The 26470-nt window shown below is 72.6% G+C and carries 27 protein-coding genes; 10 read left to right on the top strand and 17 right to left on the bottom strand.

Annotated elements, in window-relative coordinates:
• Positions 1-113 precede the first annotated feature (113 nt).
• The 4 genes from fxsA to ACZ45T_RS03340 form a co-directional block, all read right to left on the bottom strand.
• Positions 114-308, bottom strand: coding sequence for an FxSxx-COOH cyclophane-containing RiPP peptide (fxsA, locus tag ACZ45T_RS03355; protein ID WP_468436916.1), 195 nt, complete (start codon positions 306-308; stop codon positions 114-116).
• Positions 309-465: 157 nt separating this feature from the next.
• Entirely contained in the window at positions 466-3693 is a 3228-nt protein-coding gene (locus ACZ45T_RS03350; RefSeq protein WP_468436914.1) for an SAV_2336 N-terminal domain-related protein, read from the bottom strand.
• 6 nt (positions 3694-3699) lie between these two features.
• Positions 3700-4746 carry an AAA family ATPase gene (locus ACZ45T_RS03345; RefSeq protein ID WP_468436912.1) on the bottom strand — a complete coding sequence of 349 codons (1047 nt, stop codon included), beginning with the start codon at positions 4744-4746 and terminating at the stop codon, positions 3700-3702.
• 99 nt (positions 4747-4845) lie between these two features.
• Positions 4846-6948 carry a VMAP-C domain-containing protein gene (locus ACZ45T_RS03340; RefSeq protein WP_468436910.1) on the bottom strand — a complete coding sequence of 701 codons (2103 nt, stop codon included), beginning with the start codon at positions 6946-6948 and terminating at the stop codon, positions 4846-4848.
• A 91-nt stretch (positions 6949-7039) separates the two neighbouring features.
• Between ACZ45T_RS03340 and ACZ45T_RS03335 the strand changes: the two genes are divergently transcribed.
• Positions 7040-7228 carry a DUF6104 family protein gene (locus ACZ45T_RS03335; protein WP_030709801.1) on the top strand — a complete coding sequence of 63 codons (189 nt, stop codon included), beginning with the start codon at positions 7040-7042 and terminating at the stop codon, positions 7226-7228.
• Positions 7229-7452: 224 nt separating this feature from the next.
• Complete coding sequence (locus ACZ45T_RS03330; RefSeq protein WP_468436907.1) at positions 7453-8358, top strand: peptidoglycan-binding domain-containing protein; 906 nt, start codon at positions 7453-7455, stop codon at positions 8356-8358.
• A 176-nt stretch (positions 8359-8534) separates the two neighbouring features.
• Here the strand turns inward: ACZ45T_RS03330 and sodN are convergent, their stop codons facing one another.
• Positions 8535-8930 (bottom strand): superoxide dismutase, Ni, encoded by a 396-nt coding sequence (gene sodN / locus ACZ45T_RS03325; protein ID WP_030709803.1) that lies wholly within the window; start codon positions 8928-8930, stop codon positions 8535-8537.
• 170 nt (positions 8931-9100) lie between these two features.
• Between sodN and sodX the strand changes: the two genes are divergently transcribed.
• Positions 9101-9523 (top strand): nickel-type superoxide dismutase maturation protease, encoded by a 423-nt coding sequence (gene sodX / locus ACZ45T_RS03320; RefSeq protein ID WP_468436904.1) that lies wholly within the window; start codon positions 9101-9103, stop codon positions 9521-9523.
• Here sodX and ACZ45T_RS03315 read toward each other — a convergent pair.
• A complete protein-coding gene (locus ACZ45T_RS03315; RefSeq protein WP_468436902.1) occupies positions 9427-10056 on the bottom strand; it encodes a CGNR zinc finger domain-containing protein in 630 nt (209 codons plus the stop codon). The genes sodX and ACZ45T_RS03315 overlap by 97 nt on opposite strands.
• Before the next feature lie 82 nt (positions 10057-10138).
• Here ACZ45T_RS03315 and ACZ45T_RS03310 point away from each other — a divergent pair, with 82 nt between their 5' ends.
• Positions 10139-10912, top strand: coding sequence for a methyltransferase (locus ACZ45T_RS03310; RefSeq protein WP_468436900.1), 774 nt, complete (start codon positions 10139-10141; stop codon positions 10910-10912).
• An 81-nt stretch (positions 10913-10993) separates the two neighbouring features.
• Here the strand turns inward: ACZ45T_RS03310 and ACZ45T_RS03305 are convergent, their stop codons facing one another.
• From ACZ45T_RS03305 to ACZ45T_RS03295, 3 genes are read right to left on the bottom strand one after another with little or no spacing between them, the layout of a single operon-like run.
• Complete coding sequence (locus ACZ45T_RS03305) at positions 10994-11746, bottom strand: amino acid ABC transporter ATP-binding protein (protein WP_326593562.1); 753 nt, start codon at positions 11744-11746, stop codon at positions 10994-10996.
• An 11-nt stretch (positions 11747-11757) separates the two neighbouring features.
• Complete coding sequence (locus ACZ45T_RS03300) at positions 11758-12705, bottom strand: amino acid ABC transporter permease (RefSeq protein WP_468436898.1); 948 nt, start codon at positions 12703-12705, stop codon at positions 11758-11760.
• Between the two features lie 30 nt (positions 12706-12735).
• Positions 12736-13680, bottom strand: a complete 945-nt coding sequence (locus ACZ45T_RS03295; RefSeq protein ID WP_468436896.1) for an ABC transporter substrate-binding protein — start codon at positions 13678-13680, stop codon at positions 12736-12738.
• A gap of 523 nt (positions 13681-14203) precedes the next feature.
• Here ACZ45T_RS03295 and ACZ45T_RS03290 point away from each other — a divergent pair.
• From ACZ45T_RS03290 to ACZ45T_RS03275, 4 genes are all read left to right on the top strand, one after another.
• Positions 14204-15406, top strand: coding sequence for an NAD(P)-dependent malic enzyme (locus tag ACZ45T_RS03290; RefSeq protein ID WP_468436894.1), 1203 nt, complete (start codon positions 14204-14206; stop codon positions 15404-15406).
• 164 nt (positions 15407-15570) lie between these two features.
• Positions 15571-16533, top strand: a complete 963-nt coding sequence (locus ACZ45T_RS03285) for a zinc-binding dehydrogenase (RefSeq protein WP_468436892.1) — start codon at positions 15571-15573, stop codon at positions 16531-16533.
• A 58-nt stretch (positions 16534-16591) separates the two neighbouring features.
• Positions 16592-16801 (top strand): helix-turn-helix domain-containing protein, encoded by a 210-nt coding sequence (locus ACZ45T_RS03280; RefSeq protein WP_468436890.1) that lies wholly within the window; start codon positions 16592-16594, stop codon positions 16799-16801.
• Positions 16801-17373: a Clp protease N-terminal domain-containing protein gene (locus ACZ45T_RS03275; protein WP_468436888.1), complete on the top strand. Its 573-nt coding sequence runs from the start codon at positions 16801-16803 to the stop codon at positions 17371-17373. Before ACZ45T_RS03280 ends, ACZ45T_RS03275 begins: the two co-directional genes overlap by 1 nt.
• Positions 17374-17525: 152 nt before the next feature.
• On the opposite strand, the gene ACZ45T_RS03270 is transcribed toward ACZ45T_RS03275, so the two are convergent.
• Both ACZ45T_RS03270 and ACZ45T_RS03265 read right to left on the bottom strand, forming a co-directional pair.
• Entirely contained in the window at positions 17526-18431 is a 906-nt protein-coding gene (locus ACZ45T_RS03270; protein ID WP_468436886.1) for a helix-turn-helix transcriptional regulator, read from the bottom strand.
• Between the two features lies 1 nt (position 18432).
• Positions 18433-19386 (bottom strand): DUF4097 family beta strand repeat-containing protein, encoded by a 954-nt coding sequence (locus ACZ45T_RS03265; protein WP_468436884.1) that lies wholly within the window; start codon positions 19384-19386, stop codon positions 18433-18435.
• A gap of 154 nt (positions 19387-19540) precedes the next feature.
• Here ACZ45T_RS03265 and ACZ45T_RS03260 point away from each other — a divergent pair, with 154 nt between their 5' ends.
• A complete protein-coding gene (locus ACZ45T_RS03260) occupies positions 19541-20350 on the top strand; it encodes a hypothetical protein (RefSeq protein WP_468437031.1) in 810 nt (269 codons plus the stop codon).
• Between the two features lie 148 nt (positions 20351-20498).
• On the opposite strand, the gene ACZ45T_RS03255 is transcribed toward ACZ45T_RS03260, so the two are convergent.
• Positions 20499-21434: a LysR family transcriptional regulator gene (locus ACZ45T_RS03255; RefSeq protein ID WP_468436882.1), complete on the bottom strand. Its 936-nt coding sequence runs from the start codon at positions 21432-21434 to the stop codon at positions 20499-20501.
• Between the two features lie 210 nt (positions 21435-21644).
• Here ACZ45T_RS03255 and snpA point away from each other — a divergent pair, with 210 nt between their 5' ends.
• The gene (gene snpA / locus ACZ45T_RS03250; protein ID WP_468436880.1) at positions 21645-22301 is read left to right on the top strand and encodes a snapalysin; all 657 of its coding nucleotides are present in this window, start codon (positions 21645-21647) and stop codon (positions 22299-22301) included.
• Here the strand turns inward: snpA and ACZ45T_RS03245 are convergent.
• The 5 genes from ACZ45T_RS03245 to ACZ45T_RS03225 form a co-directional block, all read right to left on the bottom strand.
• Positions 22298-22552 (bottom strand): hypothetical protein, encoded by a 255-nt coding sequence (locus tag ACZ45T_RS03245; RefSeq protein WP_468436878.1) that lies wholly within the window; start codon positions 22550-22552, stop codon positions 22298-22300. The two genes, snpA and ACZ45T_RS03245, sit on opposite strands and share 4 nt — an antisense overlap.
• Before the next feature lie 56 nt (positions 22553-22608).
• Positions 22609-23193 carry a dihydrofolate reductase family protein gene (locus tag ACZ45T_RS03240; protein ID WP_468436876.1) on the bottom strand — a complete coding sequence of 195 codons (585 nt, stop codon included), beginning with the start codon at positions 23191-23193 and terminating at the stop codon, positions 22609-22611.
• Between the two features lie 90 nt (positions 23194-23283).
• Positions 23284-23877: a GNAT family N-acetyltransferase gene (locus ACZ45T_RS03235; RefSeq protein ID WP_468436874.1), complete on the bottom strand. Its 594-nt coding sequence runs from the start codon at positions 23875-23877 to the stop codon at positions 23284-23286.
• 124 nt (positions 23878-24001) lie between these two features.
• Positions 24002-25060, bottom strand: a complete 1059-nt coding sequence (locus ACZ45T_RS03230; protein WP_468437029.1) for a family 2 encapsulin nanocompartment cargo protein polyprenyl transferase — start codon at positions 25058-25060, stop codon at positions 24002-24004.
• Positions 25051-26457, bottom strand: coding sequence for a family 2B encapsulin nanocompartment shell protein (locus ACZ45T_RS03225; RefSeq protein WP_468436872.1), 1407 nt, complete (start codon positions 26455-26457; stop codon positions 25051-25053). The genes ACZ45T_RS03230 and ACZ45T_RS03225 overlap by 10 nt, the downstream gene beginning before the upstream one ends.
• Between the last annotated feature and the right edge of the window lie 13 nt (positions 26458-26470).

Below are 26470 nucleotides of genomic sequence, written 5' to 3'. Positions count from 1 at the left end.
CGGGCGGCGCGGCGTCGGTCGGCACGACGTCCGGTCGGTGCGGCATCCGGTCGGCACGAGGTCCGGTCGGTACGGCGTCGGTCGGCGCGGCGTCCGTTCGACACGGCGTCCGGTCAGACCACGCTGGAGTCGAAGGCGTTGAGGATCTCGGCCGGGTGGGTCACCCGCTCGACCATGCCCTCGATCACCTGGGCCAGCACGGGATGGTCGATCCCGCGCAGTGCGGCCAGATCCAGCCCGGAGAGGTCCGGCAGCCGTCCGGGACACTGCCGGGTCTCTGCCGCCACTTCCTGATGGTTCGTCACCATGTGCCGCTGCTCCCCCTGTCGTGTCGCGGACCGGACGGTCCACTGCCCTTTCCCTCCGACCGGTCCGCAGAAACAGCGGTTCCGGTCGGGGGCGCGGTCGCGGCGCCGGTGGCATCGCAGGTAGGGGCGCCGCCACCGGCGCCGCCGTCACGGCCCGTCACAGCCCGTCCTCCAGGGCCCGCACCCGCACGCGGAGCGCCTCGGAGCGCACCTCGCCGCCCGCCTCGACCCGCGCCCACAGCTCCAGCGCCGAGCGGTACGCGTCCAGGGCCGCCCGGGGCCGGGCCAGGCGCTCCAGCACCTCGCCGCGCGACTCCTGTACGCGGGCGGCCAGCTGGACGGCCGTGCCGCTGGCCCTGCGCTCCTCGTGGTCGGCCTCCAGCGCGGCCCGCCAGGCCCGCCGGTAGGAATCCGCGGCCCGGTCGAGGCGGTCCGCCGCGCGGGTGTGGCCGTGGATCTCCTGCTGCACGTCGCCGTGGTCCCGCCAGGCGCGCGCCTGCTCCAGCGGGTCGCGGCTCTGCCGGACGGCCAGCTCCAGCAGGTACTCCGCCTCCCGCAGGTCCACCGGATCGCCCTCGTAGGCGTGCCGCAGCCGCAGCCCGCCGGCCAGCCTCAGCAGCCGGTGCGCCGACCCGGGGTCGGACTGCGGGACCGCCGCCCGGCTGTCGCGCAGTACGCGCACGGCGGCCCCGGTGAACCGCCGCCCGTCGGCGGTCCGGGCCCGCTCCAGGAGTACGTCGCCCCACTCCGGCAGCAGTTCCCCGAAGGCCTCGGCGTCCCGGGGGATGAGCCGCCGGGCCCGGCCGTACGCCTCGGCCGCGTCCTCCAGTGCCACCGGATCGGCGTCCCGCGCGTACCGCTCGCGGTGCACCCGTGCCAGGCACACCAGGGCGGCCACCCGCAGCTCCGGGTCCCCGCCCGCCTCCGCCAGGGCCGCGTCCAGCTGTCCGGCCGCCTCCTCCAGCCGGCCGGGCAGATGGCGCAGCGCGCCGGCCAGCTCCACCCGGACCTGCGCGGCCCGTGCGGTCCGCGGCGGGTGGGCCAGGGCCGTCGACAGGCGGGCCGCGGCCTGTTCGGCCAGGGCCGTGCGCCCGGCCGGGTCGGGGGTGAGGGGCAGCAGGGCCAGCAGGACCCGGCCCAGGGCCAGGTGCAGCTCGGGGTACGGGCCGGAGTACGGGCCGGGGTCCGGCTCCGCATCGACGCCCGGGGTGGGGCCGGTGGTGGGGCCGGTGGCGGGGCCCGTCAGGGGTTCGAGCACCGTGCGGGCCTCGCGGAGCGCGCCCGCGTCGCCGAGCAGTCCGCTCAGCCGGATCAGGGTCTCGGCCCGCCGCACCGCGCAGTCCCGCCGCAGCTCCGGGTCCGCGGCCGCGCCCGCCGCCGCGAACTCCCGGTCCGCCGCGGCCAGCAGCTCCGTGTCGGGGGCGCCCGCCAGCGCCCGCTCGTACAGCACCCGGCCCCGCAGCGCCCGCCCCGCCGCCGTCCGCAGCCCGGTCACGGCCCGCTCCGCCTCGGCGAGCACCTCCGGGTCCCGCTGGGCCGCCCACAGCCGCAGCAGCGCCGCGGCCAGCTCGGTCTCCGCCTCCTCGGGCGGGTCGCCGGGCCCCACCGGGGCCGTCACCGCGCGCCGCAGCACCGCCACGGCCTCGTACAGGGCCCGCGCGCCCCCGTCTCCGTCCCCGGCCCCGTCGGCGTCCGCGAGCCGGTCCCGCGCGGCGCGCACGGCCGCGGCCCTGGGCGCGGGGGCCGCGGCGGGCCGGCGCGGCGCCGGGCCCTCCTGCGGCATCCCGGGCAGGTAGCGGCGTACGACCTTGGCCGAAACCTGTGCGAAGGCCTGCGGGAGCCGCCCCGCAGGCACCCGCTCGGCGTCCTCGGGGGCCGGCGCCGCCCCCGCCGGCGGCGCCCCGGTCAGCTGCGAGACCGCGAGCGCGGGGAAGTTCCGTACGCCGCGCCCGAAGTGCGCCAGCACGTACTCCGAGCAGTGCTTGAGCACCAGCGTGGCCTCGTCCCGCCCCAGCGGCCCCAGCAGCACGTCCTGCACCCCGGGGACGAACTCGTACCAGTGCCCCGGCCCCGGTCCGCTGCGCCGCAGCAGCCCGCTGAGCAGCACCTCCGCCAGGTCCGAGGGCTCCGAGTCCGGCAGCATCGTGCGCTGCACCAGCCGCATCACGGGCAGGGTCAGCGGCGCCGCCGACAGGTACACCGCCAGCTGTACGGCCCGGGGCGCGGCCGAGGACCGGAACCGCGTCACCAGCTCGCGCGGCGGCCGTACGGTACGCGGCGGCGGCACCGGCGCGGCCGGGTGGTCGGCCAGCACCCGGCCCACCTCGGCCGGTACCGGCCCGGTGCCGAGCCCGGCGACGAGCCGGGCCCAGGCCCCGAGGGCGGTCGCGCTCGGCGGCAGCACCGGGACGGTCAGCCCGCCCGTGGGCCGCCCGGGCCGCGTCGGCCGGTCCGACCGGAATTTCAGCTTCCCGGCCCCGCCCTCGACCCGGGCGAGCGTGCCCCGCTCGGTCGGCAGCCAGCTGCGGCCCCACAGCCGCTGTGGCAGCGGCTGGACCACCATGCACGGGGTGCACTCGGCCCACCGGTACAGCAGCCGTTGCGCCGCGCCCTCGCGCCACAGCGGCCCGGCGCAGTCGGAGACCACCATGGTCAGGGCCCTGCCGGTCGGGTCCCGCAGTTGGTCCCCGGAGCGCAGCCCGGAGCCGGGCACCGGGCCGCGCCCGAGCGCCGCGCCGCCGTCCGCGAGGCGGTGCAGGTAGTGCACCTGGACGTCCCGGAAGGCCCCCAACCGCTCGCACACGGAGCGCAGTTCCTCGAACATGTCCTGCCAGACGGCCATCGACGGCGACGCGTCCATCACCAGCCGTACGGTCGCCTCGCGCCGGCTCTCCGGCCGGAGCACGGGGATGACCAGCCCGAGGGCCCGGGCGCTGGCCTCGGCCGTGGCCGCTTCGTCGAGCACCAGCCGGGTGGGCGGGGCGGGCGGGCGGTGCCGCTGGAGGGCGCGCAGGGCCCGCTGGACTTCGAGGATGCGGGGCAGCGCGGCGGCACCCGGCACCCGTACGGGCACCCCGTACTCCTCGGGCGACTCCCCCGGCGTTCCCCCCTCGGCCCCGCCGGCGCGGCGCTCCCCGGGCGCGTAGAGCCTGATCGGATCCTCAGCCTCCACCTCTTCCCGTACGGGCTCCACGCGCTCCCTGACCGGATCCTCAGCCTCCTCCTCGGGGCCCGGCACCTGCGGACCCGGCGCGGCCTGCCCCGGCCCCCGGATGTGCCCGGCCAGCCACAGCGCGTCGGCGAGTTCCTCCGCGGACGGGTCGAGCCCGGCCGCGCGCAGCAGCGCGGCCAGGTCACGGATGCCGGACGGTCCGGCGGACGGCACGGCCCCTCACCTCGGGCGGTCGAGGCGCTGGATGAGCAGGTCCGCGAGGTCCTCGCGGGTGGGCGGGGCGGCGTAGTGGGTCAGGTACACGGCGTTGAGCAGCTGGTCGGCGGCGACCAGTTCGGACTGGGAGCGGCTGAGGAACTCCCGGATCAGGTCCGCCCCGAGCCGGGCGGCCTCCTCACCGAGGTGGGCGCGGACCAGGGTGGCGAGCCGCTTCTCGCCGGGCTGCCCGAGCCCCAGCTGGATGCACCGCCGCAGCAGGGCGGCCGGGAAGTCCCGCTCCCCGTTGCTGGTCAGGATGATGAAGGGGAACGCCCGGCAGCGGACCCGGCCGCCCCGCACGGTCACCTTCGTCCCGTCGTCGGTGAGCACCTGCACCTCGGGCTCGGTGTCGGCGACCCGTTCCAGCTCGGGGAGCGCGAACTCCCCCTCCTCCAGCACGTTCAGCAGGTCGTTGGGGAGGTCGATGTCGCTCTTGTCGAGTTCGTCGATGAGGAGCACGCGGGGCCGCGCGGTGGGCAGCAGCGCGGTGCCGAGCGGCCCGAGCCGGATGTACTTCCCGATGCCGGTGCCGGCGCCGGCCCCGGCCGCCGTTCCGGCGCCGGAAACCCTGTCCTGGCCACCCCCGCTCGCGGCGATCTGCACGTCCTGGAGCCGGGCGAGGGCGTCGTACCGGTACAGCCCGTCCTGGAGCACGGTGCGCGACACCACCGGCCAGCGCAGCACCCGTCCCAGTTTCAACTCGTGGGCGACGGCGTGCGCGAGGGTGGACTTCCCGGTTCCGGGAAAGCCCGTCACGAGCAGCGGCCGCCGCAGGTACAGCGCCGCGTTGATGGCCTCCAGCTCCTCCGGCTCCGGCCGGTGCAGCTCGGCCGCCTGCCGGTGCGCCCCCAGCCGCCGGGCCACATTGCCGTCGGCGACCCCGGCCGGGCCGCTCACCTCCGCCACGGGCCCGCCGTCGAAGTCCCGCCACGGCGGCGGGTCGGGCAGGGCGTCGATCCCGTCATGGGGCTCACCGACCCCGCGGTATATGAGCCACTCGTCGTTCATGGGCGCTCCCTCCCTCGGATCCGCCGCCGCGACTCCCCGGCGATGTCGTCGTTGTCGTCGATGTCGGCGCTCTCGGCGATGCCGGCGGTTGCGGCGGTGTCACAGGTCGCCTTCCAGCGGCTCGTCGTGGGGCAGGGGCCGCGCCGGGTCCTCCCACACCAGCCCCGTCCCGGCCGCCCAGTACGCGTCGGGGTCCGCCCCGTACGCCCGCCCCCGCAGCGTCTGCAACCGCAGCGGCAGCACCTCCGCCCGCCCTGCGTCGGCCAGTTCCTCCCGCAGCCCGCGGTGGAACGGCGCGCAGGACGCCCCCGGGTCGGGCGGGGGCCTGCGGGTCACGGCCACCCCGTACCCGGCGTCCCGTACCGCGTGCAGCGAGCCCAGCGTGGGCTCCTGATCCGCCGCCCGGCAGTGCACCGGCACGGTGGTGTCCGGCAGGCCCGACAGCCATTCGGCGGCGGGCGCGCGCGGGCGCCCCCGTACGCAGTCGGCACGTTCGTCCTGAAGCGGTCCGGCCTGCACCCGGGCCCACCGGGCGCCCCCTTCGGCTCCCTCGCGGTCCGCCGGGTGTTCCCTCGCCCCGCCGGGGTGGCGCAGCAGCACCGGCCGCTGTACCCCGAGCGGTACTCCGCCCACCACGACCCATTCGTCCACCGGCAGCCCGAACAGCTCGGGGGCCACGGCCACTTCGAGCGGGGCCGCCGCCTCGTGGGTGTCGCACCGCCGGAAGGCCTCGGCGAGCGGGGCCCGTAACGCCTCCGGCAGCGCGGCCAGGCCGGCCCGTACGCCCGAGTCCACCGGCGTCACCCGCCCGGGGCGCGCCGGGCCCGCCAGCACGGAGACCCGCCAGTCGTAGAGGTCCTCCCAGCCGTGCGCCCACACCTCCAGCAGCGCCGAGGCCCCGGCCGGCAGCCCGCCCGAGCGCCGGGCCGGGCCGTGCACCGGCCGCCCGGCCTGGGCCCGCCGGCGCCGCTCCCGCTCCGCCAGGCCCCGCTCGTGGCGCTCGCCGAGCTCCCGCCGCAGGGGCCGCCAGAGCCGCTCGGCCGTGGCCCGTACCCAGTCCCAGAGCTCCTCGTCCGCGCCCGGCGTCGGCGGCTCGCGGTAGTCGGCCACGCTCACGTCCGTGGCGTACCGGAGCATCGCCGCGGCCTCCCCCGCCCCGCCCGGCGGGTCGTACAGCAGCCCCAGCCCGTCGCGCCAGCTCAGCGGGGCCGGCGGCTGCGGGTCCGGCTCCTCCCCGCGCGCCGCCTCGACCAGGGCCCGTACGGCCTCGGAGGAGCCCGGCGGGGGCAGCTCGGCCAGCAGCCCGCACAGGGTGGTGCGCTCGCCGGGGGTGAGCCGGCCGCGGCCGGCGTACGGATCGCCCTCCTCGGCCGGGAGTTCGCCGTGCACGTCCGTCCAGGTGCGGCGGTTGTCGAGGTCGCTGAGGTGCTGGTCGTAGTGGTACAGGTCGTGGGCCTGCATGACGCGCCGGTAGAGCCCGACCTGGCCCCGTACGGCCATCGGCAGGGTCCTCAACTGCACGACGGAGACGGCGAGCCCGCCGCCTCCCGTGTGCCGCCGGGCCTTGACCACGCCGACGACCTCCCCGCGGGCGAGGTCCACCACGGGCCCGCCGGACATGCCGGGGTCGATCTCGTCGTCGTCGCCGAGCCGGATGGCCGCGCCGTTCCCGGCGGTGCCGCGCAGCCGGGTGGTGCGGCCGGTGATCTCGGGGGTGCCCAACTCCTCGGTGCTGCCGAAGTAGGCGACCTCGTCGAAGCGGGGTCGGGAGCGGTCGGTCAGCCAGACGCAGGAGTGCGACACGGGCGCCAGCACCCGCACGAGCGCCAGGTCGGGCAGGTCCCACAGGGCTCCACGCCGGGGCCGCCGCTCCTCCAGCCGCTCGGGCAGTACGCACTCCACGCGCCCGGCGACGGTGCCGGTGTGCCACCCGGAGGAGAAGGTGATGCCGACTTCGCGCCCCGTGATCCGCACGGTGGCACCTCCCCCCTCACCGACGACGTGCGCACACGTCAGGACCCAGCCGGGGGCGATGAAGAAACCGCTCCCCCAGGTGGGCCCGGTCCCAGCGGATCCATACCCGCCGGGCGGGGCGTGAACGCGTACGGTCGCCGCCAGGACGAGGGGCTCCAGAAGCTCGAAGGCGCGCGCGGACCCGCTCGTGCGCCCGTCCGTCATCCGCGCCCCCAGCTCGTGAGACATCCAGGCTAGCGCCGGGCGCACCACGGGCGGGAGGTCTCGCCGCAGGACGGATTATCCTGGCGTAAAACCCCCCTTGGACACGGAGCCCGACTTGTACTTCACCGATCGCGGCATCGAGGAGCTGGAGAAGCGGCGCGGCGAGGAGGAGGTCACCTTCGAGTGGCTCGCCGAGCAGCTCCGCACCTTCGTCGACCTGAACCCGGACTTCGAGGTCCCGGTGGAACGCCTGGCCACCTGGCTGGCCCGCCTGGACGACGAGGACGACGACGCGGACGAGTGACCGCCCCGGCCCCGCCCGCCCCTCGGCCGGCCGGCGGGCGGGTCACCGGCGCACGACCGGCGCCGAAGGAGCCTCGGCTCCGATCCCGGCGACCACATCCGATGATGCGCCTCCCGGATGCGATGCGCCATCGCAGGTCCCCGGGTTGCAGAGGGACGGCAGCGGAGGAGGCTGGAACTGACGGGAGGGGCCATCCGAAACCGCGTCAGCCAGAGGTGAGTGCTATGCCGCACGAGGATCAATTCACCGCGGTGGGGCCGTCGTTCACGGGTGCTGGGTTTCCCCGCGCCGGATTCTCCACGAAGTCGTCGGACACCGTCTACGGGGTCAACGTTTTCGGGAACTTCTGCGGTGTCTACGGCGAGAGCCTGGCTCCGGGGGAGGAGTCGGACAGGGAAGCCGAACGGGACCTGATCGGTGTGGTCGGCGAGGGCAGTACGTACGGGGTGCTCGGCAGGGGGCGCAACCTTGCCGGCGTGGTCGGCTTCGGCCGGCGCGGGGACACCGGAGGAGTCTTCGGCATCTCGATGAGCAGCGCGCCCGGGGTGGTGGGGCAGAGCCGCATCGACTTCCGGTTCGCACTGCCCAGGGGCGACAACGAGGAGCACGGCGGCTCGGCCATCGGGGTCCTGGGCGAGAGCGGGCGCGGCACCGGGGTCTCGGGCGAGAGCGCGCAGGGAGCCGGGGTCTCAGGCAACAGCACCAGCGGACGCGGCGGGGAGTTCTCGTCGGCCCAGGCCGCACAGATCCGCCTGGCTCCTTCCGGGCTGACCACGACTCCCCCGGACTCCGGCCGGGCAGGCGACCTCCTCGCCATCCAGCGGGGTGCGTTCGCCACGCTGTGGTTCTGCGTCCTGCCCCAGGTCGACGGCCGGCCGGCGGTCTGGGGGAAGGTGCACCTGGACCGCCCGTCCTTCCCGAGCCCGACGCTCGAGCAAGGCGCACAGGGCCAGGACGTCAAGAACGCCCAGGGACTCCTGGCCGCCCACAGCAGCGACCCCGGTCCGATCGACGGCATCTTCGGACCGCAGACGGCGGCCGCCACCAGGAGCTTCCAGGGGATGGCACGCATCGTGGTCGACGGGCAGATCGGCCCTCAGACGTGGAACGCGCTGCTGAACCACTTCTGACGGCCCCGGGCGACCCTCTCATTCCCCTGTACTCGGGCGTTCCCCTGTACTCGGGTGTGTGGATCCTGCTCGCCCCGAGATGCGAGAACGGCCCGGCCGCCACGAAGGCGATCGGGCCGTTCTCGCATCCGCGACCGCCCGTGAGGGAGGCGCGAGCAGGGGTACGGGGCGCCGGATCAGGCGGCCTTGGTCTCCCAGAAGATGCGGTCGATCTCGGCGATGAGCTCAAGAGCCTTCGCGCCGGTCGCCGGGTCGTTCGACGCCTTGGCGGCCGAGAGGGCCTTCAGGGTGTCGTTGACCAGGGTGTGCAGCTGCGGGTACTTCTCGAAGTGCGGCGGCTTGAAGTAGTCGCTCCACAGCACCGAAACGTGGTGCTTGGCGAGCTCGGCGCGCTGCTCCTTGATGGTGATGGCGCGCGCGCGGAAGTCGGCGTCGTCGTTGGCCTGGTACTTCTCCTGCACGGCCTTGACGGACTCGGCCTCGATGCGGGCCTGGGCAGGGTCGTACACGCCGCACGGAAGATCGCAGTGGGCGGAGACCTTCGCCTTGGGGGCGAAGAGGCGGGAAAGCATGGAGTTTGTCCTCCTCGTGATCGTCTTCTCAAGGGGGAGATTACTCGCTGGGGAAGCGGATTTCGCGGGCGCCCCCATGGGCTTAGGACAAAAGTCCATGGTCTCGGCCGGACCGGTGAGCGAATGTACGGGACCGTGCGGCAGCATGCGGGGTGACGAGGAGGACACGCATGGTGGAGTACGGACGCCCGCGCAAGCGGTTCGAGGTGGTGGAGGTGGCGGGGGCGTCGATGGTGCCCACGTTGCTCAATGGCGACCGGCTGGTGGTCCGGTACGGGGCGGCCGTCCGGCCGGGTGACGTGGTGGTGCTGCGCCACCCCTTCCAGCAGGACCTGCTGGTGGTCAAGCGGGCGGTGGAGCGGCGGCCGGGCGGCTGCTGGTGGGTGCTCGGCGACAATCCGTACAACGAGACCGGCGACAGCACCGTCTACGGGCCGGTGCCCGACGAGCTGGTGCTGGCGACGGCGGTCCTGCGTTTCCGGCCCCGCGAGGAGGATCAGCGCTCGCTGAGGGCCCGGCTGTCCTGGGCCGCCTCGGCGCTGCGCCCGCTCCGGGCGGACGCCTCGGCCTCCAGCCGCTTGCGGGCGCGGTAGGCGGCCACGTTGGCCCGGGTGGCGCAGCGGTCGGAGCAGTAGCGCCGGGAGCGGTTGGTGGAGGTGTCGAGGTAGGCGTTGCGGCAGGGCGCGGCCTGGCACAGACCGAGCCGGTCGGGGCCGTGCTCGGTGAGCGCGAAGGCCAGGCCCATGGCGGCCATGGCGGCGTAGCCGGCGGAGGCGTTCGAGGGGTGCTCGGCGAGGTGGATGTGCCAGTCGGGGGCGCCGTCGGGGCCGATGGTCTGGTGGCCGGAGACCTGGGGGCTGACGGGGAACTCCATGAGCAGCGAGTTCAGCAGGTCGACCGCGAGGACGTGGTCGCCGCCGTCGGCGGCCTCGAAGACGGCGCGCAGCCGGGCCCGCACGTTGCGGAAGCGGGTGACGTCGGTGTCGGTCACGCGGCGGGCCATCTGCACGCTGGCGCCGAACAGGGCGCGGACGGCGTCCACCGAGGTGAGCGCGTCCTTGTTGCGGGCCGGCTCCTCGGTGTTGACCAGGCGCACGGCGAAGTCCGAGTAATGGGCCAGTTCCACTTGTAGTCCTTACGGCTGCGGATTAGTGTCTCCGGTAACGGCTGAGACGTCTTCGAGGGTATTACGTATGGAGGGGTTCGTGATGGCGGATACGACGGAAACGGCTACCGGCACGGCGTACTGGCAGTCCTGGCAGGACAGCTGGGACCGGCAGCAGGAGTGGTACATGCCCGACCGCGAGGAGCGGTTCCGGGTGATGCTGGACATGGTCGAGGCACTGGTCGGGCCCACCCCCCGGGTACTGGATCTCGCGTGCGGTACGGGAAGTATCACGGACCGCGTCCTCAAGAGGTTCCCGGGAGCCACCAGTACGGGCGTCGATCTCGACCCCGCGCTGTTGACCATCGCCGAGGGCCACTTCGCCGGGGACGAGCGCGTCACCTTCGTCACCGCCGACCTCAAGGACCCCGACTGGCGCTCCGCCCTCCCCCACGACTCCTACGACGCGGTCCTGACCGCCACCGCCCTGCACTGGCTGCACAGCAAGGACCTCGCCGTCCTGTACGGGCAGCTCGCACCGCTGGTGGCCCCGGGCGGGGTGTTCATGAACGCCGACCACATGCCCGACCCGGCGACCCCCCGCATCGACGCCGCCGAGCACGCCCACCGGCACGCCGGCATGGACCGGGCCAAGGCGGCCGGGGTCGCGGACTGGCGCGAGTGGTGGGCCCTGGCGGCCGCGGACCCGGTGCTGGCCGAGCCGGTGAAGGCGCGCTTCGCGATCTACGGGGAGCACGCGGACGGCGACACCCCCTCCGAGGCGTGGCACGCCCGCACCCTGCTCGACGCCGGGTTCGCGGAGGCCCGTACGGTCTGGCGCTCCCCCTCGGACGCGCTGGTCCTAGGCCTGAAGTAGGGACCTGGAAAGGCCGCGAACGCCTGAGGGGCGGTACGGGATTCCGTACCGCCCCTCAGCCGTGTACGCGTGCGACGACGGCTACAGCACCTTGGACAGGAACGCCTTCGTCCGGTCGTGCTGCGGGTTGCCCAGCACATCGCGCGGGTTGCCCGACTCGACGACCACGCCGCCGTCCATGAAGACGAGGTTGTCGCCGACCTCGCGGGCGAAGCCCATCTCGTGCGTGACCACGATCATGGTCATGCCCGACTCGGCGAGGTCCCGCATGACGTCCAGGACGTCACCCACCAGCTCCGGGTCGAGCGCCGAGGTGGGCTCGTCGAAGAGCATCAGCTTCGGCTCCATGGCGAGCGCGCGGGCGATCGCCACGCGCTGCTGCTGGCCGCCGGAGAGCTGGGTGGGGTAGTTCCCGCCCTTGTCGCCGAGGCCCACGCGGTCCAGGAGGCGTACGGCGCGCTCGCGCGCCACCGCCTTGGACTCGCCCTTGACCATGACCGGGGCTTCCATGACGTTCTCTATGGCCGTCATGTGCGGGAAGAGGTTGAAGCGCTGGAAGACCATGCCGATGTCCCGGCGCTGGGCCGCGACCTCGCTGTCCTTCAGCTCGTAGAGCTTGTCGCCCTTCTGCTTGTACCCCACCAGCTGGCCGTCGACCGAGAGCCGGCCGGCGTTGATGCGCTCCAGGTGGTTGATGCACCGCAGGAAGGTCGACTTGCCGGAGCCGGACGGGCCGACCAGGCAGAAGACCTCTCGCGGGGCGACCTCCAGGTCGATGCCCCGGAGGATGTGGGCGGCGCCGTAGGACTTGTGGACGCCTTCGGCCTTGACCATCGGCTGGGCGGTCACTTCGCCACCTCCGTACGGCGGAACATGTTCAGGTTTGCCTTCAGCCGCTGGAACGGGGTGAGAGGAAGGCTGCGCAGCGAGCCGCGGGCGTAGCGGCGCTCCAGGTAGTACTGGCCGACACTGAACACGCTGGTCAGAGCCAGGTACCAGATGGAGGCGACGAAGTACATCTCGATCACCGCGCCGGCCGTGGAGCCGATGTTGGAGCTGGCTCGCAGCAGTTCGGTGTACTGCACCGCCGAGACCAGGGACGAGGTCTTCAGCATGTTGATGAACTCGTTGCCGGTCGGCGGGATGATCACGCGCATCGCCTGCGGGAGCACCACGCGGCGCATGGTCTGCGTCCGGGTCATGCCGAGCGCGTGCGAGGCCTCGCTCTGGCCCTCGTCGACGGACTGGATGCCGGCCCGGACGATCTCCGCCATGTAGGCGCCCTCGTTCAGGCCGAGGCCCAGCAGGGCGACCATGAACGGCGTCATGACGTCGACGGTCTCGTTCTTGTAGATCGGACCCAGGTTGATGTACTGGAAGATCAGCGGGAGGCTGAACCAGACCAGCAGCTGCACGTAGACCGGGGTGCCGCGGAAGAACCAGATGTAGAGCCAGGACACGAAGCTCGTGACCGGGTTGTTCGAGAGCCGCATCACCGCGAAGAGGATGCCGAGCACAAGGCCGAGCAGCATCGACAGCACGCTGATGACGATGGTGTTCCAGAGGCCGTCGATGACCGAGGCGTCGAACAGCTTGTCGCCGACGGTGCCCCAGATGACCTTGCCCTGGGAGAAGGCGTAGATGAGCCAGCCCAGCACCACGGCCACGACGACGGCGCTGACCCAGCGTCCGTAGTGCCGTACCGGGATGGCCTTGATGGCCTCGTAGGGAGAACCCGAGGGGCCGGGTCCGGCCGGTGCGGAGGCCGGACCCTTGTCGATCTTGTCAGTCACTATGACTGCCCTTCAGTGGAGCGCGCGGGACTACTTGCCGGCGTTGATGGTGGCCGACGGGACAGCGCTGCCCTTGACGTCCCACTTCTCGAGGACCTTGGCGTAGGAGCCGTCCTTGATGATGGCGTCGAGCGCTTCCTTCAGGGCGTCGCGCAGCTCGGTGTTCTCCTTGGCGACGGCGATGCCGAAGAGGCCGACGTCGCTCTGCTGGCCGCCGACCTCGAAGTCGTTGCCGCCACCGGAGGTCTTCGCGATGTACGCGGCGACCGGGTAGTCGTTCATGTCGGCCACGGCGCCGCCGGCCTTGACGCGGGTCTGGGCCTCGGCGTCGGTGTCGAAGGCCTCGATGGTGAGCTTCTTGTCACCGCACTTCTCGGCCTGCGCCTTGAAGGTGTCCTCGTAGATCGTGCCGCGCTGGACGGCGACCGTCTTGCCGCACAGGTCGTCGAGGGACTTGATGTTGTCCGGGTTGCCCTTCTTGACGATGAGCGAGACGCCGGAGGAGAAGTAGTCGACGAAGTCGACACCCTTGCCGATCTTGGCGCCCTTCTCGTCCAGGCCCTCCTGGCGGCGCTTGTTGTCGCTGATGGACGACATGGCGACGTCCTGGCGGCCGGTCTCCAGGGAGGTGATCAGGCCGTCGAAGGTGCCGGAGGTGAACTGGAACTTCACGCCGAGCTGCTTGCCGAGGGCCTCGGCGATGTCGGGGTCGACACCGACGATCTTGCCACCCTCGGTGAACTCCATGGGGGCGTACGCGGCGTCCGTGCCGACCTTGACGACCCCGGCGTCCTGGATCTTCTTGGGCAGCTTGGAGAACAGCGGGGCGTCGCTGGTCTTGTCCTTGGCCTTGGTGCCGCTGTCGGTCTGGTCACCACAGCCGGTGAGGATCAGGGCGCCGGCGACCGCGATCGCGCCGACCGCGGCGATCCGGGACCGGGCGGCGGTCGTACGACGGGTGGTGCTTGCGGTCATGGCTTCGTTCCTCCGGCTGGTGGAAAAGCATCGAAAAGGGTCGGACACGCACCATCGAGTGTCGCGACCTTGTGTGATTACGGCATCTTGCCATTCGGACTGAGACATTCAGGGTGCCCGTCAGGTCAAAATCGCATAACGGGCGACCGGGGTAGCCCAACAGGACTGCGGGGATGGGGGTTCGAGACCGCAGATACTGCCGTGACCTGGCCCTTTCACCGCAGTTTCTACTGACTGTCTCGCCCACCGGACATCAAGGTTTGGACTTTTCGCCAAAAGCAGGGCAACCGACCTACAGTTGAGCGGGAATCGACTCGTCTGGGCGTGTGTTCTTCGGGTAGAACAGATCCTTACACCCCTCATCCGGGGCTCAGGGCGCGCGTGCGGCGCGCCCGCGCGTACGAACCTCCCCTTCGCGGAGACGGGCCAACCGTCGATGCGGAGTACAGACGCGGTGCCCGCCCACCCCTTAACCAGGAGTGGCCACCCTCAACGATTCAAAGGACTTAAGGGGTCACACACAGTGGCAGCGGAGATCATCAACCCTCACAGTGACAGCGTCACGGACAACAACCCGGACGCGGTGTTCGCGCTGCACCGGGGCGGCAAGATGGCCATCCAGGCCACCGTGCCGGTCAACAACAAGGATGACCTGTCCCTCGCGTACACGCCCGGCGTGGCGAAGGTGTGCAGCGCCATCGCCGAGCAGCCGGAGCTCGTGAACGAGTACACCTGGAAGTCCAACGTGGTCGCCGTCGTCACCGACGGCACGGCCGTGCTCGGTCTCGGTGACATCGGTCCCGAGGCGTCCCTCCCCGTGATGGAGGGCAAGGCCATTCTCTTCAAGCAGTTCGGCGGCGTGGACGCGGTCCCGATCGCTCTCGCCACCAAGGACACCGAGGAGATCATCGAGACGGTCATCCGTCTCGCCCCCTCCTTCGGCGGGGTCAACCTCGAGGACATCTCGGCCCCCCGCTGCTTCGAGATCGAGCGCCGCCTCCAGGAGGCGCTGGACATCCCGATCTTCCACGACGACCAGCACGGCACGGCCATCGTGACGCTGGCCGCGATGCGCAACGCCGCCAAGCTCACCGGTCGCACCCTCGGCGACCTGCGCGCCGTGATCTCGGGTGCGGGCGCGGCGGGCATCGCCATCGCCAAGATCCTCGTGGACGCGGGCATCGGCGACGTCTGCGTCACCGACCGCAAGGGCGTCGTTTCGGCGGACCGCACCGACCTGACGGACGTCAAGGCGGAGATCGCGGGCCTGACCAACAAGACGGGCCAGACCGGCTCGCTGGAGAAGGCCCTCGCGGGCGCGGACGTCTTCATCGGCGTCTCCGGCGGTACGGTCCCGGAGGCGGCGGTGGCCTCGATGGCCAAGGACGCCTTCGTCTTCGCCATGGCCAACCCGAACCCGGAGGTCCACCCGGACGTCGCGCACAAGTACGCGGCGGTCGTGGCCACGGGCCGCTCGGACTTCCCGAACCAGATCAACAACGTGCTGGCGTTCCCGGGCATCTTCCAGGGCGCCCTCAAGGTCCGTGCCACCCGGATCACCGAGGGCATGAAGATCGCCGCCGCCGACGCCATCGCCGGTGTCGTGGGTGACGAGCTCGCCGCCGACTACGTGATCCCGTCGCCGTTCGACGAGCGCGTGGCCGTGGCCGTCGCCTCGGCCGTCGCGGCCGCGGCGAAGGCCGACGGCGTGGCCCGCCTGGCCTGACCGCCGCGCTGAGCCGTACGGGTGAAGGCCCGGCCGAATCCACCCAGGATCCGGCCGGGCCTTCACCTTTTTGACGCGCTTCCCGGCCCGGTGCGACGAAGGCCTCACCGCCACGGTCACGGGAAGGGCTGGAACCCCGCCCTACCGAGCGGTAGCGTCGCGGCATGTTCGCTGCCTACGCCGCCCGAATCGACCGTGACCAGCCGCTGAACGGCCTTGAGCTGGGCGAACGCCCGGCACCGGAGGCCCGGCCCGGCTGGGTGACCGTGAACGTCAAGGCCGCCTCCCTCAACCACCACGACCTGTGGTCGCTGCGCGGGGTCGGCCTCGGCGAGGAAAGACTCCCGATGATCCTCGGCTGCGACGCCGCCGGGATCGACCAGGACGGCAACGAGGTCGTCCTGCACTCCGTGATCGGCCAGAGCGGCCACGGGGTCGGCCCGGACGAGCCCCGCTCGATCCTGACCGAGCGCTACCAGGGCACCTTCGCCGAGCAGGTGACCGTCCCCGCCTGGAACGTCCTGCGCAAGCCGGCCGAGCTGTCCTTCGAGGAGGCCGCCTGCCTCCCCACGGCGTGGCTGACCGCGTACCGGATGCTCTTCACCAACGCGGGCGTCCGCCCCGGGGACTCCGTACTGGTCCAGGGCGCCGGCGGCGGGGTCGCGACCGCCGCGATCGCCCTCGGCAAGGCGGCGGGCCTGCGGGTCTTCGCCACCAGCCGGGACGAGGCCAAGCGCAAGCGCGCGGTGGAACTGGGCGCGGTGGAGGCGTACGAGCCGGGCGCGCGGCTGCCGCAGCGGGTGGACGCGGTGATCGAGACGGTGGGCGCGGCCACCTGGTCGCACTCGGTGAAGTCCCTGCGCCCGGGCGGCACCCTGGTCATCTCCGGCGCCACCAGCGGCGACCGTCCGGCGCACGCCGAGCTGACCCGGATCTTCTTCCTGGAGCTGAAGGTGGTCGGCTCGACGATGGGCTCCAAGGACGAGCTGGAGGACCTGCTGTCGTTCTGCGCGACGACGGGCCTGCGGCCGGTCATCGACCAGGTCCTGCCGCTGGAACGGGCGCGCGAGGGCTTCGAGAAGCTCGCGTCGGGCGACCTCTTCGGCAAGGTCGTCCTCAAGCCGTAGACGGACCGTCGTCAACCAGGGTTGACATCACCTCCCGCGTCAACCTACATTGACACCCATGACGAAAGCCACCGATCTCGCCGAGCGGGCCGGCGACCGTGACCCGCGCGTGGGCCTGCGTGCCGTGGCCGCCCTCCGCAGGCTGCTGGAGCAGCTGGAGGCCGTACAGGTACGCAGCGCCCGCGCGCAGGGGTGGTCCTGGCAGGAGATCGCGGCCGAGCTCGGCGTCAGCCGGCAGGCCGTGCACAAGAAGTACGGGAGGCTCTGATGTTCGAACGCTTCACCCAAGACGCCCGGTCGACCGTGACGGGGGCGGTGACCGAGGCCCGGCAGACCGGAGCCGCCACGGTCGCCGAGGAGCACCTGCTGCTCTCCCTGCTGACCCGAGGAGTCCTGGACCCGCTGGGTGTGGACCGTACGGCGGTGGCCGCCGACCTCGCGGCGGCCCGCCGCCGGGGCGGCATGTCCAGGACGGACGAGGAGGCGCTGGCGGAACTGGGCATCGACCTCACCGAGATCGTCTCCCGCATCGAGGAGACCCACGGCGAAGGCGCCCTCTCGGCCCCGGCGCCGCGCAGGCGCACCCTGGGCGCCTCGCTCCGCTCGGCCCTGGGCCGTGCCGAGCCGGACGACCGCACCGGCAGCTACCACGTCCCCTTCACGGAGGGCTCGAAGAAGGTCCTGGAACAGTCCCTCCGCATCGCCCTGGGCCGCAAGGACAACCACATCGGCACCCTGCACCTGCTCCTGGCCCTGCTCTCCCGCCCCGGCACGGTCTCCGAAGTCCTGACGGATCACGGCATCACCTACACCACGGCCGAAGCAACCCTGACACCCTGACAGCCGACCGCTCCCCCGTGTGAGGCGCACTCCCAACCCCAGACGCTCTTTCAGCCCCAGACGCTCTTTCAGCCCCGCCGCCACTTCAGCCCCGCCGGCGTTTGAGGCGCGGGGTCCGGGGCGGCGCCCCGGCAGCGGCGCGTCAGCCGGATCTAGGAACCGGCCCGCAGCGTCGCGCTCAGCCGGGCGGCGGCGGCCGCGAGATGGTGACGGGCCTCGGCCAGCTGAGCCGGGGTCACCCCGTGGTCACGAGCCGCATCGCGGACCTCGTCGCGGAAGCGGTCCAGCAACCGATCCAGATCACGACCCGGGTCACCGGTGGGCGCCAGATCCTCGGCCCAGTCCGAACCGGCGTCCGCATCCGCATCCGCATCCGCATCCGCCACCGGAGCAGTCGCCGTCGCCGACGTACCGCCACCCAGCCACGCCCCCGCCAGACTCCCCAGGACGCCGCCCGACTTGGCGAACTGTTCCTGGAGCTGTCCCGCGATCCGCTGGACCTCCTCGCGTGCCCGGTCCTGGGCCTCCTTGGCCTGGCGGCGGGCCTGCTGCGCCTCCTCACGGGCCCGGCGGCTCTCGTCCTTCGCGCGCCGCGCCTGCTCCTTCCACTCCTGCTTCGCCTTGCGCAGCTCCTCCTTCGCCGCCTTCCAGGACTCGTCCTCGACCCGGGTCGCCGACGCGGAGGCCGCCGCCCGCATCTCGCGCCGCAGGTCACCGGCCGCGCCCCGGACGTCGCTCCGGATCTCGGCGGCCAGTTCGGTGACCGAGTCGCGGATCTCCAGCTCCAGGTCGGCGAGTTCGCCGCCGCGGTCGGCCAGTTCGGCGCGGCCCGCCTCGGTGATGGAGTACACCTTGCGCCCGCCCTCGGTGGCGTACGTGACCAGGCCCTCGGCCTCCAGCTTGGCCAGCCGCGGGTACACGGTGCCCGCGGAGGGCGCGTACAGGCCCTGGAAGCGCTCCTCCAGCAGGCGGATCACCTCGTACCCGTGGCGCGGGGCCTCGTCCAGCAGCTTGAGGAGGTAGAGGCGGAGGCGGCCGTGGGCGAAGACGGGCGGCATCTCAGAGCACCTTCTTGTCGAGCGCGAGGGGAGCGGAGGCGGGGGCGGAGCCCGAGGCATCGGCGTCGGCCGGGCGGCGCAGCAGTGCGATGGAGCCGGAGACGGTGGTGGCCCGCAGGGTGCCGGTGCCGGAGCCGAGCGTGCCGGTGATCCGCTTGGAGCCCAGCTGGCCGGAGACCCGGAGGTCCTCGAAGGCGTTGGAGACGCCGCCGGTGGCCGTGTTGGCCTCCACGCGGGCGTCGGCGGGGTGCGGGAGGCGGATCGCGACCTGGCCGGAGACGGAGTTCAGCGCGATGTCCACGGGGCGCGGGGCCGCCGCGTCGAGGTCCAGGTCGATGAGCATGTCGCCGCTGACCGAGTCGGCCCGTACGCTCACGCCCGCGCCGTCGACCACCGTCAGACCGCCGGAGACCGAGTGGAAGCCGAGGTCGCCGGTGACGGACTGGGCCTCGACGCTGCCGGAGACGGTGTGCGCCTTGACCCTGCCGGAGAGCCCGACCAGCGTGGCGTCGCCGGAGACCCCGTTGACGTCGGTGCCGCCGCAGATGCCGGAGACGAAGGCGGTGGCGTCGACCGTGGTCACCTGGACCCGGGTGGCGGCGGGGACGGTGAGGGTGATCGCGGCGCTGCGCTCCCAAGCCTTGCGGCCGGTGGACGAACCGGACCAGGCCTTCCAGGGCTTGCCCTCCCACCACTGCTTGAGGCCCTGGGAACCGTTCCAGGGCAGGTCCTCGTAGGAGATGGTGAGGACGCCGCCGTCCTGCACGACGTACAGGGGCGGTCCGTCGACTTCGGTCACCTCCAGGCGGGCCGGGCCGTCCTCGGCTGCGACCACGTTCACCGTGCCGCTCACGACGCGGACGCGGAGCTCGGCCGGCGCCTCCTCGAAGGTGAGCTTCTGCGGTTCGGCGACGTGCCACGTCGACTGGGACGACTGGGACGACTGCTCTGCCATGGTGCTGATCCTCCTCGTGCGTTCACGGACCCGGCTCGACGCACGCAACATATCGCGTCTTCTGGTTAACACGATATATCGCGGTCAAAGGAAGTCAAGCACGCTCCCGGAATCCGCCATTTGGGGCGATTTGCCTTAGCGTGTGAGCATGTCGATCTCCAGGACCGCGACCGGCGGAATGCTGCTCTGCCGCGCCGAACCCCTTGCCGCCCGTCCCCCGGCGCACCTGCTGCGCGTACGCCTCCTGCTGGCCCCGGCGGGCGAATGGACCGCGCTGGTCCCCGAGGACAAGCCGTGGCTGGACGGGGAGGAGACCGTGGCCGAGGTCCTCTCCGGCTGGGGTTCGGCGATCGCGATCGGCACCAACTGGCCGGTGCTGAGCCTGTGGTGGGAGGGCGGCCGGGCCGGATTCGCCCTGCTGAGCGGCTTCCGGCGGACCACCGCCTACGAGTGGGACGCGGCCGGGCGCCCGGCCGGCGAGCCCGATGCGATGCGGACCCTGGCGGCGCGGCTCGGCCTGGACCCCGTACTCGACCTGGAAGATCTGGAACACCTCACCCACCCCGACGCCGACCCCGCCGTGGACGGCGAGACCCGGCTGCTCGGGCTGATCGCCCTGCTGACGCGCGCCGGACTGGCCCTGCCGGCCGGGCTGAGCCCGGGCGAGCCGGCCGACCGGCTGCGCGGCTCGGCCCGGGTCGCGCCCGGCGCCGAGACGGTGGAGTGGTCCGGCTGGCGCGACGCGGTGCGGGCCGAGCTCGACGCGGTGGAGGGCGGCCCGCTCGGCCCGTGGGTCCGCGGCCCGAAGGCGCGGCTGCTGGGCGCGGCCCAAGTCGCGGCGGGCGCCCCGCTCTTGGCCTGGGCGGCCCGCCGGCGCAGCCCGGGCTGGGCGGCGGCCGGGGCCGCGCTGGTGGCCCAGGGCGGCCTGTCCCTCGCGTACGACCGCGCCCGTACGCGGCGCTAGCCGGGGCGGGTGCCCTTCCCGCCGTTCCCCGGGCTCTACCCCGACCCGCGCCTCAATCGCCGGCGGGGCTGAAATGTAGCCCCGCCGACGTTTGAGGCGCGGGGTCTGGGGCGGAGCCCCAGCAGCGGTGGCAAGCCACCCGGCCTGGTTACACCGTCTCCAGCAGCGGGCTCGCGTGGTGGTGGAGCCACGCCCGGTACGGGGGTGTCCGCAGGGCCGCCTCGCGGTAGGCGGAGCGGAGGTCCTCGTAGACCTCGGCATGCGCGCCCGGCCTGGTCGCCAGCAGCAGCCGCACCGCGAGCGGGTCCCCCGACAGCGGCCGGATCGCCATGTCCTCGCGCGGCCCGGAGGTCGGCTGGCAGGGGGCGACCGCCTCGCCGGAGATGATCAGCGAGGTCGCCGTGTGGTAGTCGGCCTGGAGCACCGGCGGGTCGAGCCCGGCCTCGGTGAAGACCCGGCGCAGGCCGTCCCACTCGCCGTCCACCGACGGGTCCACCATCCAGCGGTCGGTGGCCAGGTCCCGTAAGGAGACCACCGCCTGCCGGGCGGCGGGATGGTCCCGGGACATCGACACGAACTGCGGCTCCCGCTCCATCAGCACGTGCGTCTGGAGCCCCGCCGGCACCCGCAGCGGGCTGCCCTCCACCTCGTGCACGAACGCCACGTCCAACTGCCCCGAGTCCACCATCCTGAGCAGCGCGTTCGCCGAGACGTCCACCACCAGCGAGGTCTCGGTGTCCGGCAGCCGCCGGTGCAGCCTGCGCAGCCAGCCCGGCAGCGCCCGGCTGGCCGTGGAGCCGATGCGCAGCCGCGGGCCGTGGGCCAGTGCCCGGGCCTCCGCCACCAGCGCGGCCATGTCGGCGAGCAGCGGGCGGGCCCGGCCCAGGACGGTGCGGCCGAAGGGGGTGGGCCGGCAGCCGGTGCGCTCGCGCAGGAACAGCTCGCCGTCCAGGGCCCGTTCGATGCGGCGCAGCTGGGTCGTCAGGGAGGGCTGGCTCACGCCGAGTTGCCGGGCGGCCTTGTGCAGACTGCCGGCGTCGGCGATGGCGCACAGCGCGCGCAGGTGCCTGACCTCAAGCTCCATGACCAGAGGGTAGGGCGCGGCCGGTGGACCGCACCAGCCACCTATAGCCCCCCGAATCCCGCCATTCTCACACTAGTTGATCTGTCGAAATCTTCCCGATAGGCCCGCGCTATCGGGGAGTGACATCATCCGCCGGGCACTTCCGCTCCCGCAGACTCCGGTACCGAACGACCACCCCCCACCGCACCGGACGAGTAGGAGCTCCCCCACATGCGCCACTCCCGAAAGGCCATGCTGGCCACCACCATCGGCCTCGGCCTCGCAGCCGCCCTCGGCGTCGTCCCCACCGCCAGCGCCGCGCCCGCACCCGTCGGCAACACCGCCAGCTACGCCGCGTACGAGCGCTCCCAGGAGAACGAGGCCGCCAACCGCGCCTTCTTCGAGGCCGTTCAGCGCTCGGTGGCCGAGCAGCGTGCCGCGAACCCCGGCATCCTGGCCGTGACCGTCACCTACAACACCCGCAACGCGCCCAGTTTCCGCACCCAGATAGCCCGTTCCACGCAGATCTGGAACAGCTCGGTGACCAACGTCAAGCTGCAGGAGGTGTCCTCCGGCGGGAACTTCTCCTACCGCGAGGGCAATGACTCGCGCGGCTCGTACGCGAGCACGGACGGGCACGGCCGGGGTTACATCTTCCTCGACTACCGGCAGAACCAGCAGTACAACTCCACCCGGGTGACCTCGCACGAGACCGGCCACGTGCTGGGCCTGCCGGACCACTACTCGGGCCCGTGCAGCGAGCTGATGTCGGGCGGCGGCCCGGGCACCTCGTGCACGAACGCCACGCCGAACTCCACCGAGCGGGCGCGCGTCAACCAGCTGTGGGCCAACGGGTTCGCCGCTTCCGGTCTGGGGACGAAGAGCTAGAGCTCCTGGCTCCCCGCAGGAACGTACTTCGGGCAGTCCGGGTTCCGGCAGGGACCCGGACCCCATTCCGGTACGAAGATCCCGAGGGACTTGCGCCGCTTGACGATCGTCTCGACGGGGCTCCCACAGGCCGGGCACGTCTGCTGTGCGTGCCCGGCCTGCGGGGCGACCGTCTCGTGCGCGTGCGGCTCGTGCGTGCGCCCCCCGTGTGCGTGCGCCCCGTGTGCGTGCTGCTGCTGTTCACCGGCCATACCTCCACGGTAGGCCGGTTCCGCGCGTTTCGGCGGCGCCGACGGGGCCGACGGGGTCAGCGCGTGACGGCGTACGTGGTGACGACCTGGCCGCCGCCGAGGGTCTTGACCCCCGTGAGCTCCAGGGGGCGCGCCCCGAAACCGGCCCGGGACATCGGCATGCCGGTGCCCGCGAAGACCGGGTAGGTCTTGACGATGAACTCGTCGATCTCGTCGATCAGCTGGGTGGCGAGGTCCGCGCCGCCGCACAGCCAGATGCCGAGTCCGTCCCGGGCCTTGAGCTCGCGGACCTTGGCCGCCACGTCCCCGCTGATCAGCTGCACCTGCGGGTCCGGCGAGACGGTGAAGGAGCGGGAGACGACGTACTGCTCGGGCAGGTGGCCGTAGGGGCTGGTGGCACCCAGCTTGAGGCCCGGCTCGTAGGTGCCCCGCCCCATGAGCACCGCGTCGAAGTGCTTGGGCTCGGCGTCCTCGATGCCGAGCTGGGCGCGCCCCTGCGAGGCGATGGTCTCCGGGTACTCGGCCTTGAGGAAGTCGATGAACTCGCGGTCGAGGTGGGCGTAGAAGAAATCGCCGTCGCCGTCCGGGGCTCCGATGAAGCCGTCGACCGACGTGGCGATGAAGTACGTGAGCTTGCGCAAGCGATTCTCTTCCGTTGGACGGTGCCGCCGCGTCGACGGCACGCCACGTAAAGTACTTCGGATGAAGTGGTTACGCAAGCCCTCGCGGCCCTACGCCCGCGGCTTGCGCCACATCGGCCACATCAGCGGCCCCTCGGGCAGCCGCACCGCCTCGCCCGTGAACTCCCAGCCGAGCCGCTCGTACAGCTCCTTGCTGCGCTCGCTGCTCGCCTCCAGGTACGCCGCCACGCCCTCCCGGTCGCAGCGCTCCAGCACCGGCCTCATCAGCTCGGTGCCCAGCCCCTCCCCCTGCCGGCCCGGGTCGACCGCGATCATCAGCAGGTACTCGTGCTCCTCGGCCGTCGGGTGCACCGCACCCGTGAGCCGGCCGACCAGTTCGCACCGCTCGTTGCCGGGGTCGGCCGCCTCCCGCATCCTGGCCGGGACCTCGTCCTCACCCTCCGGCTCCCCGGCCGGGATCCGCAGCCACAGGGCCGCCGCCGAGCCGTCCGCCGCGTAGTCGATGCGGCCCTCGGCGAGCGCCACGTCCACGAACACGCCGAGGAACTTGCCGTGCACGGCGGCGCGGTGGTCCGGGTCCGGGAAGACCCAGCAGCTCACCGGGTCGGCGCGGAAAGCCTCGTCGAGCAGCCGGGCCACCGCGTCCCGGTCCGACTGATCCGCCTGACGTATCTCCAGCGCCACCGGTCACACCCTTCACTCGCGTGTCAACAACCGCAAGCGATCCTAGAGTTGCCCCGGAAACGGCGTAAGGCCCGTTCCGGCACCATGTGGCGCCGGAACGGGCCTGCCCCGTGCTGTTACGCGTTCACCTCGTGCGGCGCGTCACGAACTCCGCCAGCGCCAGCAGCCCGCCCGCCGCCCCGAGGTCCGGTACGGCCCGGGACAGCTGCTGCACCGCCCGGCCCATCCGGTCCGCGGCATGGGCCTGCGCCCAGTCGCGCCCGCCGGCCCGGTCCACCGCGTCGGCCGCCTTGCGTACGTCGTCCCCGGTCATGGGACCCGCGTACAGGGCGGCCAGCTCCTCCCCCGCCGCGGTGCCCGAGGTGAGGGCGGCCACGACCGGAAGGGACTTCTTGCGGGCGATCAGATCGGCCCCGGCGGGCTTGCCGGTGTGCCCCGGATCCCCCCAGATGCCGATCAGGTCGTCGATCAGCTGGAAGGCCAGGCCGGCCTCCCGCCCGAAGGCGTCCATGGCGTCGACCTCGTCCGGACCGGCCCCCGCGTACAGCGCGCCCAGCGCGCACGCGCAGCCCAGGAGCGCCCCGGTCTTGGCCGTGGCCATGGCCAGGCACTCGTCGAGCGAGACGGTCGCACGCTGCTCGAAGGCACAGTCCGCCTGCTGGCCCGCGCACAGCTCGATGACGCAGGCCGCGAGCCGGGAGGAGGCCGCCGCCGCGGCCGGATGCGGATCCTCCGCGAGCAGCCGCAGTGCGAGCGCCATCATGGCGTCGCCGGCGATGATCGCGTCCGGTATCCCGAAGACGGTCCAGGCGGTGGCCCGGCCGCGCCTGCGGACGTCCTTGTCGATGACGTCGTCGTGCAGCAGCGTGAAGTTGTGCGCCAGCTCCACGGCCGCCGCCGCCCGTACCGCTTCGTCCGCCTGCCCGCCCCCCGGCCCTTGCAGGGCCTGGGCCGCGGCCAGGACCAGGGCCGGCCGGACGGCCTTCCCGGCGTTGCCCGCGGCCGGGGTGCCGTCCGCGCACTCCCAGCCGAAGTGGTACATCGCGACGCGCCGCATCGAACCGGGCAGGCTCTCGACCGTCCTGCGCAGTTCCGGGTTGACCGTTTCTCTCGTCCGTTCCAGCAGGGCCGCGGCCTCCTGGCCCTCGCCGGTCGCGATGGCGTTCACCGCACTCAGCGCCAGCGGCCGATCTCGACGTTCTCCAGCACGCCGAGCGCGTCCGGTACCAGCACCGCGGCGGAGAAGTACGCGGTGACCAGGTACGAGATGATCGCCTGCTCGCTGATCCCCATGAAGCGGACCGACAGGCTCGGCTCGATCTCGTCCGGGATGCCCGGCTGGTGCAGGCCGATCACGCCCTGCTCGTCCTCGCCGGTGCGCATGCACAGGATGGAGGTGGTGCGGGCGTCGCTGACCGGGATCTTGTTGCTGGGGAAGATCGGCACCCCGCGCCAGGACGGCACGCGGTGGCCGCCGATCTCCACCGACTCCGGGTAGAGCCCGCGCTTGTTGCACTCGCGGCCGAAGGCGGCGATGGCCTTGGGGTGGGCGAGGAACAGCTTGGAGCCGCGCCGCATGCTGAGCAGCTGGTCCATGTCGTCGGGGGTGGGCGCGCCGTCGTGCGGCTGGATGCGCTGGTCGTACTCGGCGTTGTGGAGCAGGCCGAAGTCGCGGTTGTTGAGCATCTCGTGCTCCTGGCGCTCGCGCAGCGCCTCGACCGTGAGCCGCAACTGCTGCTCGGTCTGGTTCATCGGCTGGTTGTAGAGGTCGGCGACGCGGGTGTGCACCCGCAGGACCGTTTGCGCAATGGAGAGTTCGTACTCGCGCGGGCGGGCCTCGTAGTCCACGAAGGTGCCGGGGAGGACGGCCTCGCCCTGGTGGCCGGCGGAGAGGTCGATGGCGGCCTCGCCGTACTTGTTGGTCCGCTGGGCGGGCAGCGTCCGTACGTGTTCCAGGTGCTCGCGCAGCGAGTCGACCCGGTCGGCGAGCAGCTGGAAGTCCTGGCGGGTCAGGACGAGGGCGGTTCCGGAGGTGGCGGCGCGGGCGGTGTACTCCCAAATCGATTCTTCATCGACGAGGGAGTCCTCGCCGAAGAAGGCGCCGTCGGCGACGGTCCGCAGGACGGCGTCGTCCCCGTAGGGGCCGGGGCCGACCTGGTCGATGCGGCCGTGGGCGAGGAGGAACACCTGGTCCGAGGGGCTGCCGAAGGAGGTGAGCGCCTGGCCGGCCTCGAAGTCTATCTGGCGGCACCGCTGGGCGAGTTGGGTGAGGACTTCCTCGTCCTCGTAGCCGCGCAGGTACGGGAGCTCGCCGAGCTCGGCGGGGATGACCTGGACCTGGGTCCCGGTTTTGATGAACTCGACGACGCCGTTGCCGACCGAGTAGCTGAGCCGGCGGTTGACGCGGTACGTGCCGCCCTGCACGGACACCCACGGCAGCATCTTCAGGAGCCACCGCGAGGTGATTTCCTGCATCTGCGGCGCGGACTTGGTCGTGGTTGCCAAGTTCCGCGCGGCCGATGTCCCAAGACTGCGCTGCGGTGTCTGGGCCTCGGATTCGGAACCTGCCTGGACCGACATGTATTTCCCTTTC

It is taken from the genome of Streptomyces sp. NPDC030995 (assembly GCF_055571215.1).
This window is presented reverse-complemented; position numbering and strand designations above follow the sequence as displayed.

Excerpts from the sequence above, each read along its gene's own strand:
- fxsA (WP_468436916.1), bottom strand. The coding sequence starts at position 308 with ATGGTGACGAACCATCAGGAAGTGGCGGCAGAGACCCGGCAGTGTCCC.
- ACZ45T_RS03345 (WP_468436912.1), bottom strand. The coding sequence starts at position 4,746 with ATGAACGACGAGTGGCTCATATACCGCGGGGTCGGTGAGCCCCATGAC.
- ACZ45T_RS03340 (WP_468436910.1), bottom strand. The coding sequence starts at position 6,948 with ATGTCTCACGAGCTGGGGGCGCGGATGACGGACGGGCGCACGAGCGGG.
- ACZ45T_RS03330 (WP_468436907.1), top strand. The coding sequence starts at position 7,453 with ATGCCGCACGAGGATCAATTCACCGCGGTGGGGCCGTCGTTCACGGGT.
- sodN (WP_030709803.1), bottom strand. The coding sequence starts at position 8,930 with ATGCTTTCCCGCCTCTTCGCCCCCAAGGCGAAGGTCTCCGCCCACTGC.
- sodX (WP_468436904.1), top strand. The coding sequence starts at position 9,101 with ATGGTGGAGTACGGACGCCCGCGCAAGCGGTTCGAGGTGGTGGAGGTG.
- ACZ45T_RS03310 (WP_468436900.1), top strand. The coding sequence starts at position 10,139 with ATGGCGGATACGACGGAAACGGCTACCGGCACGGCGTACTGGCAGTCC.
- ACZ45T_RS03305 (WP_326593562.1), bottom strand. The coding sequence starts at position 11,746 with ATGGTCAAGGCCGAAGGCGTCCACAAGTCCTACGGCGCCGCCCACATC.
- ACZ45T_RS03295 (WP_468436896.1), bottom strand. The coding sequence starts at position 13,680 with ATGACCGCAAGCACCACCCGTCGTACGACCGCCGCCCGGTCCCGGATC.
- ACZ45T_RS03285 (WP_468436892.1), top strand. The coding sequence starts at position 15,571 with ATGTTCGCTGCCTACGCCGCCCGAATCGACCGTGACCAGCCGCTGAAC.
- ACZ45T_RS03280 (WP_468436890.1), top strand. The coding sequence starts at position 16,592 with ATGACGAAAGCCACCGATCTCGCCGAGCGGGCCGGCGACCGTGACCCG.
- ACZ45T_RS03275 (WP_468436888.1), top strand. The coding sequence starts at position 16,801 with ATGTTCGAACGCTTCACCCAAGACGCCCGGTCGACCGTGACGGGGGCG.
- ACZ45T_RS03270 (WP_468436886.1), bottom strand. The coding sequence starts at position 18,431 with ATGCCGCCCGTCTTCGCCCACGGCCGCCTCCGCCTCTACCTCCTCAAG.
- ACZ45T_RS03265 (WP_468436884.1), bottom strand. The coding sequence starts at position 19,386 with ATGGCAGAGCAGTCGTCCCAGTCGTCCCAGTCGACGTGGCACGTCGCC.
- ACZ45T_RS03255 (WP_468436882.1), bottom strand. The coding sequence starts at position 21,434 with ATGGAGCTTGAGGTCAGGCACCTGCGCGCGCTGTGCGCCATCGCCGAC.
- snpA (WP_468436880.1), top strand. The coding sequence starts at position 21,645 with ATGCGCCACTCCCGAAAGGCCATGCTGGCCACCACCATCGGCCTCGGC.
- ACZ45T_RS03245 (WP_468436878.1), bottom strand. The coding sequence starts at position 22,552 with ATGGCCGGTGAACAGCAGCAGCACGCACACGGGGCGCACGCACACGGG.
- ACZ45T_RS03225 (WP_468436872.1), bottom strand. The coding sequence starts at position 26,457 with ATGTCGGTCCAGGCAGGTTCCGAATCCGAGGCCCAGACACCGCAGCGC.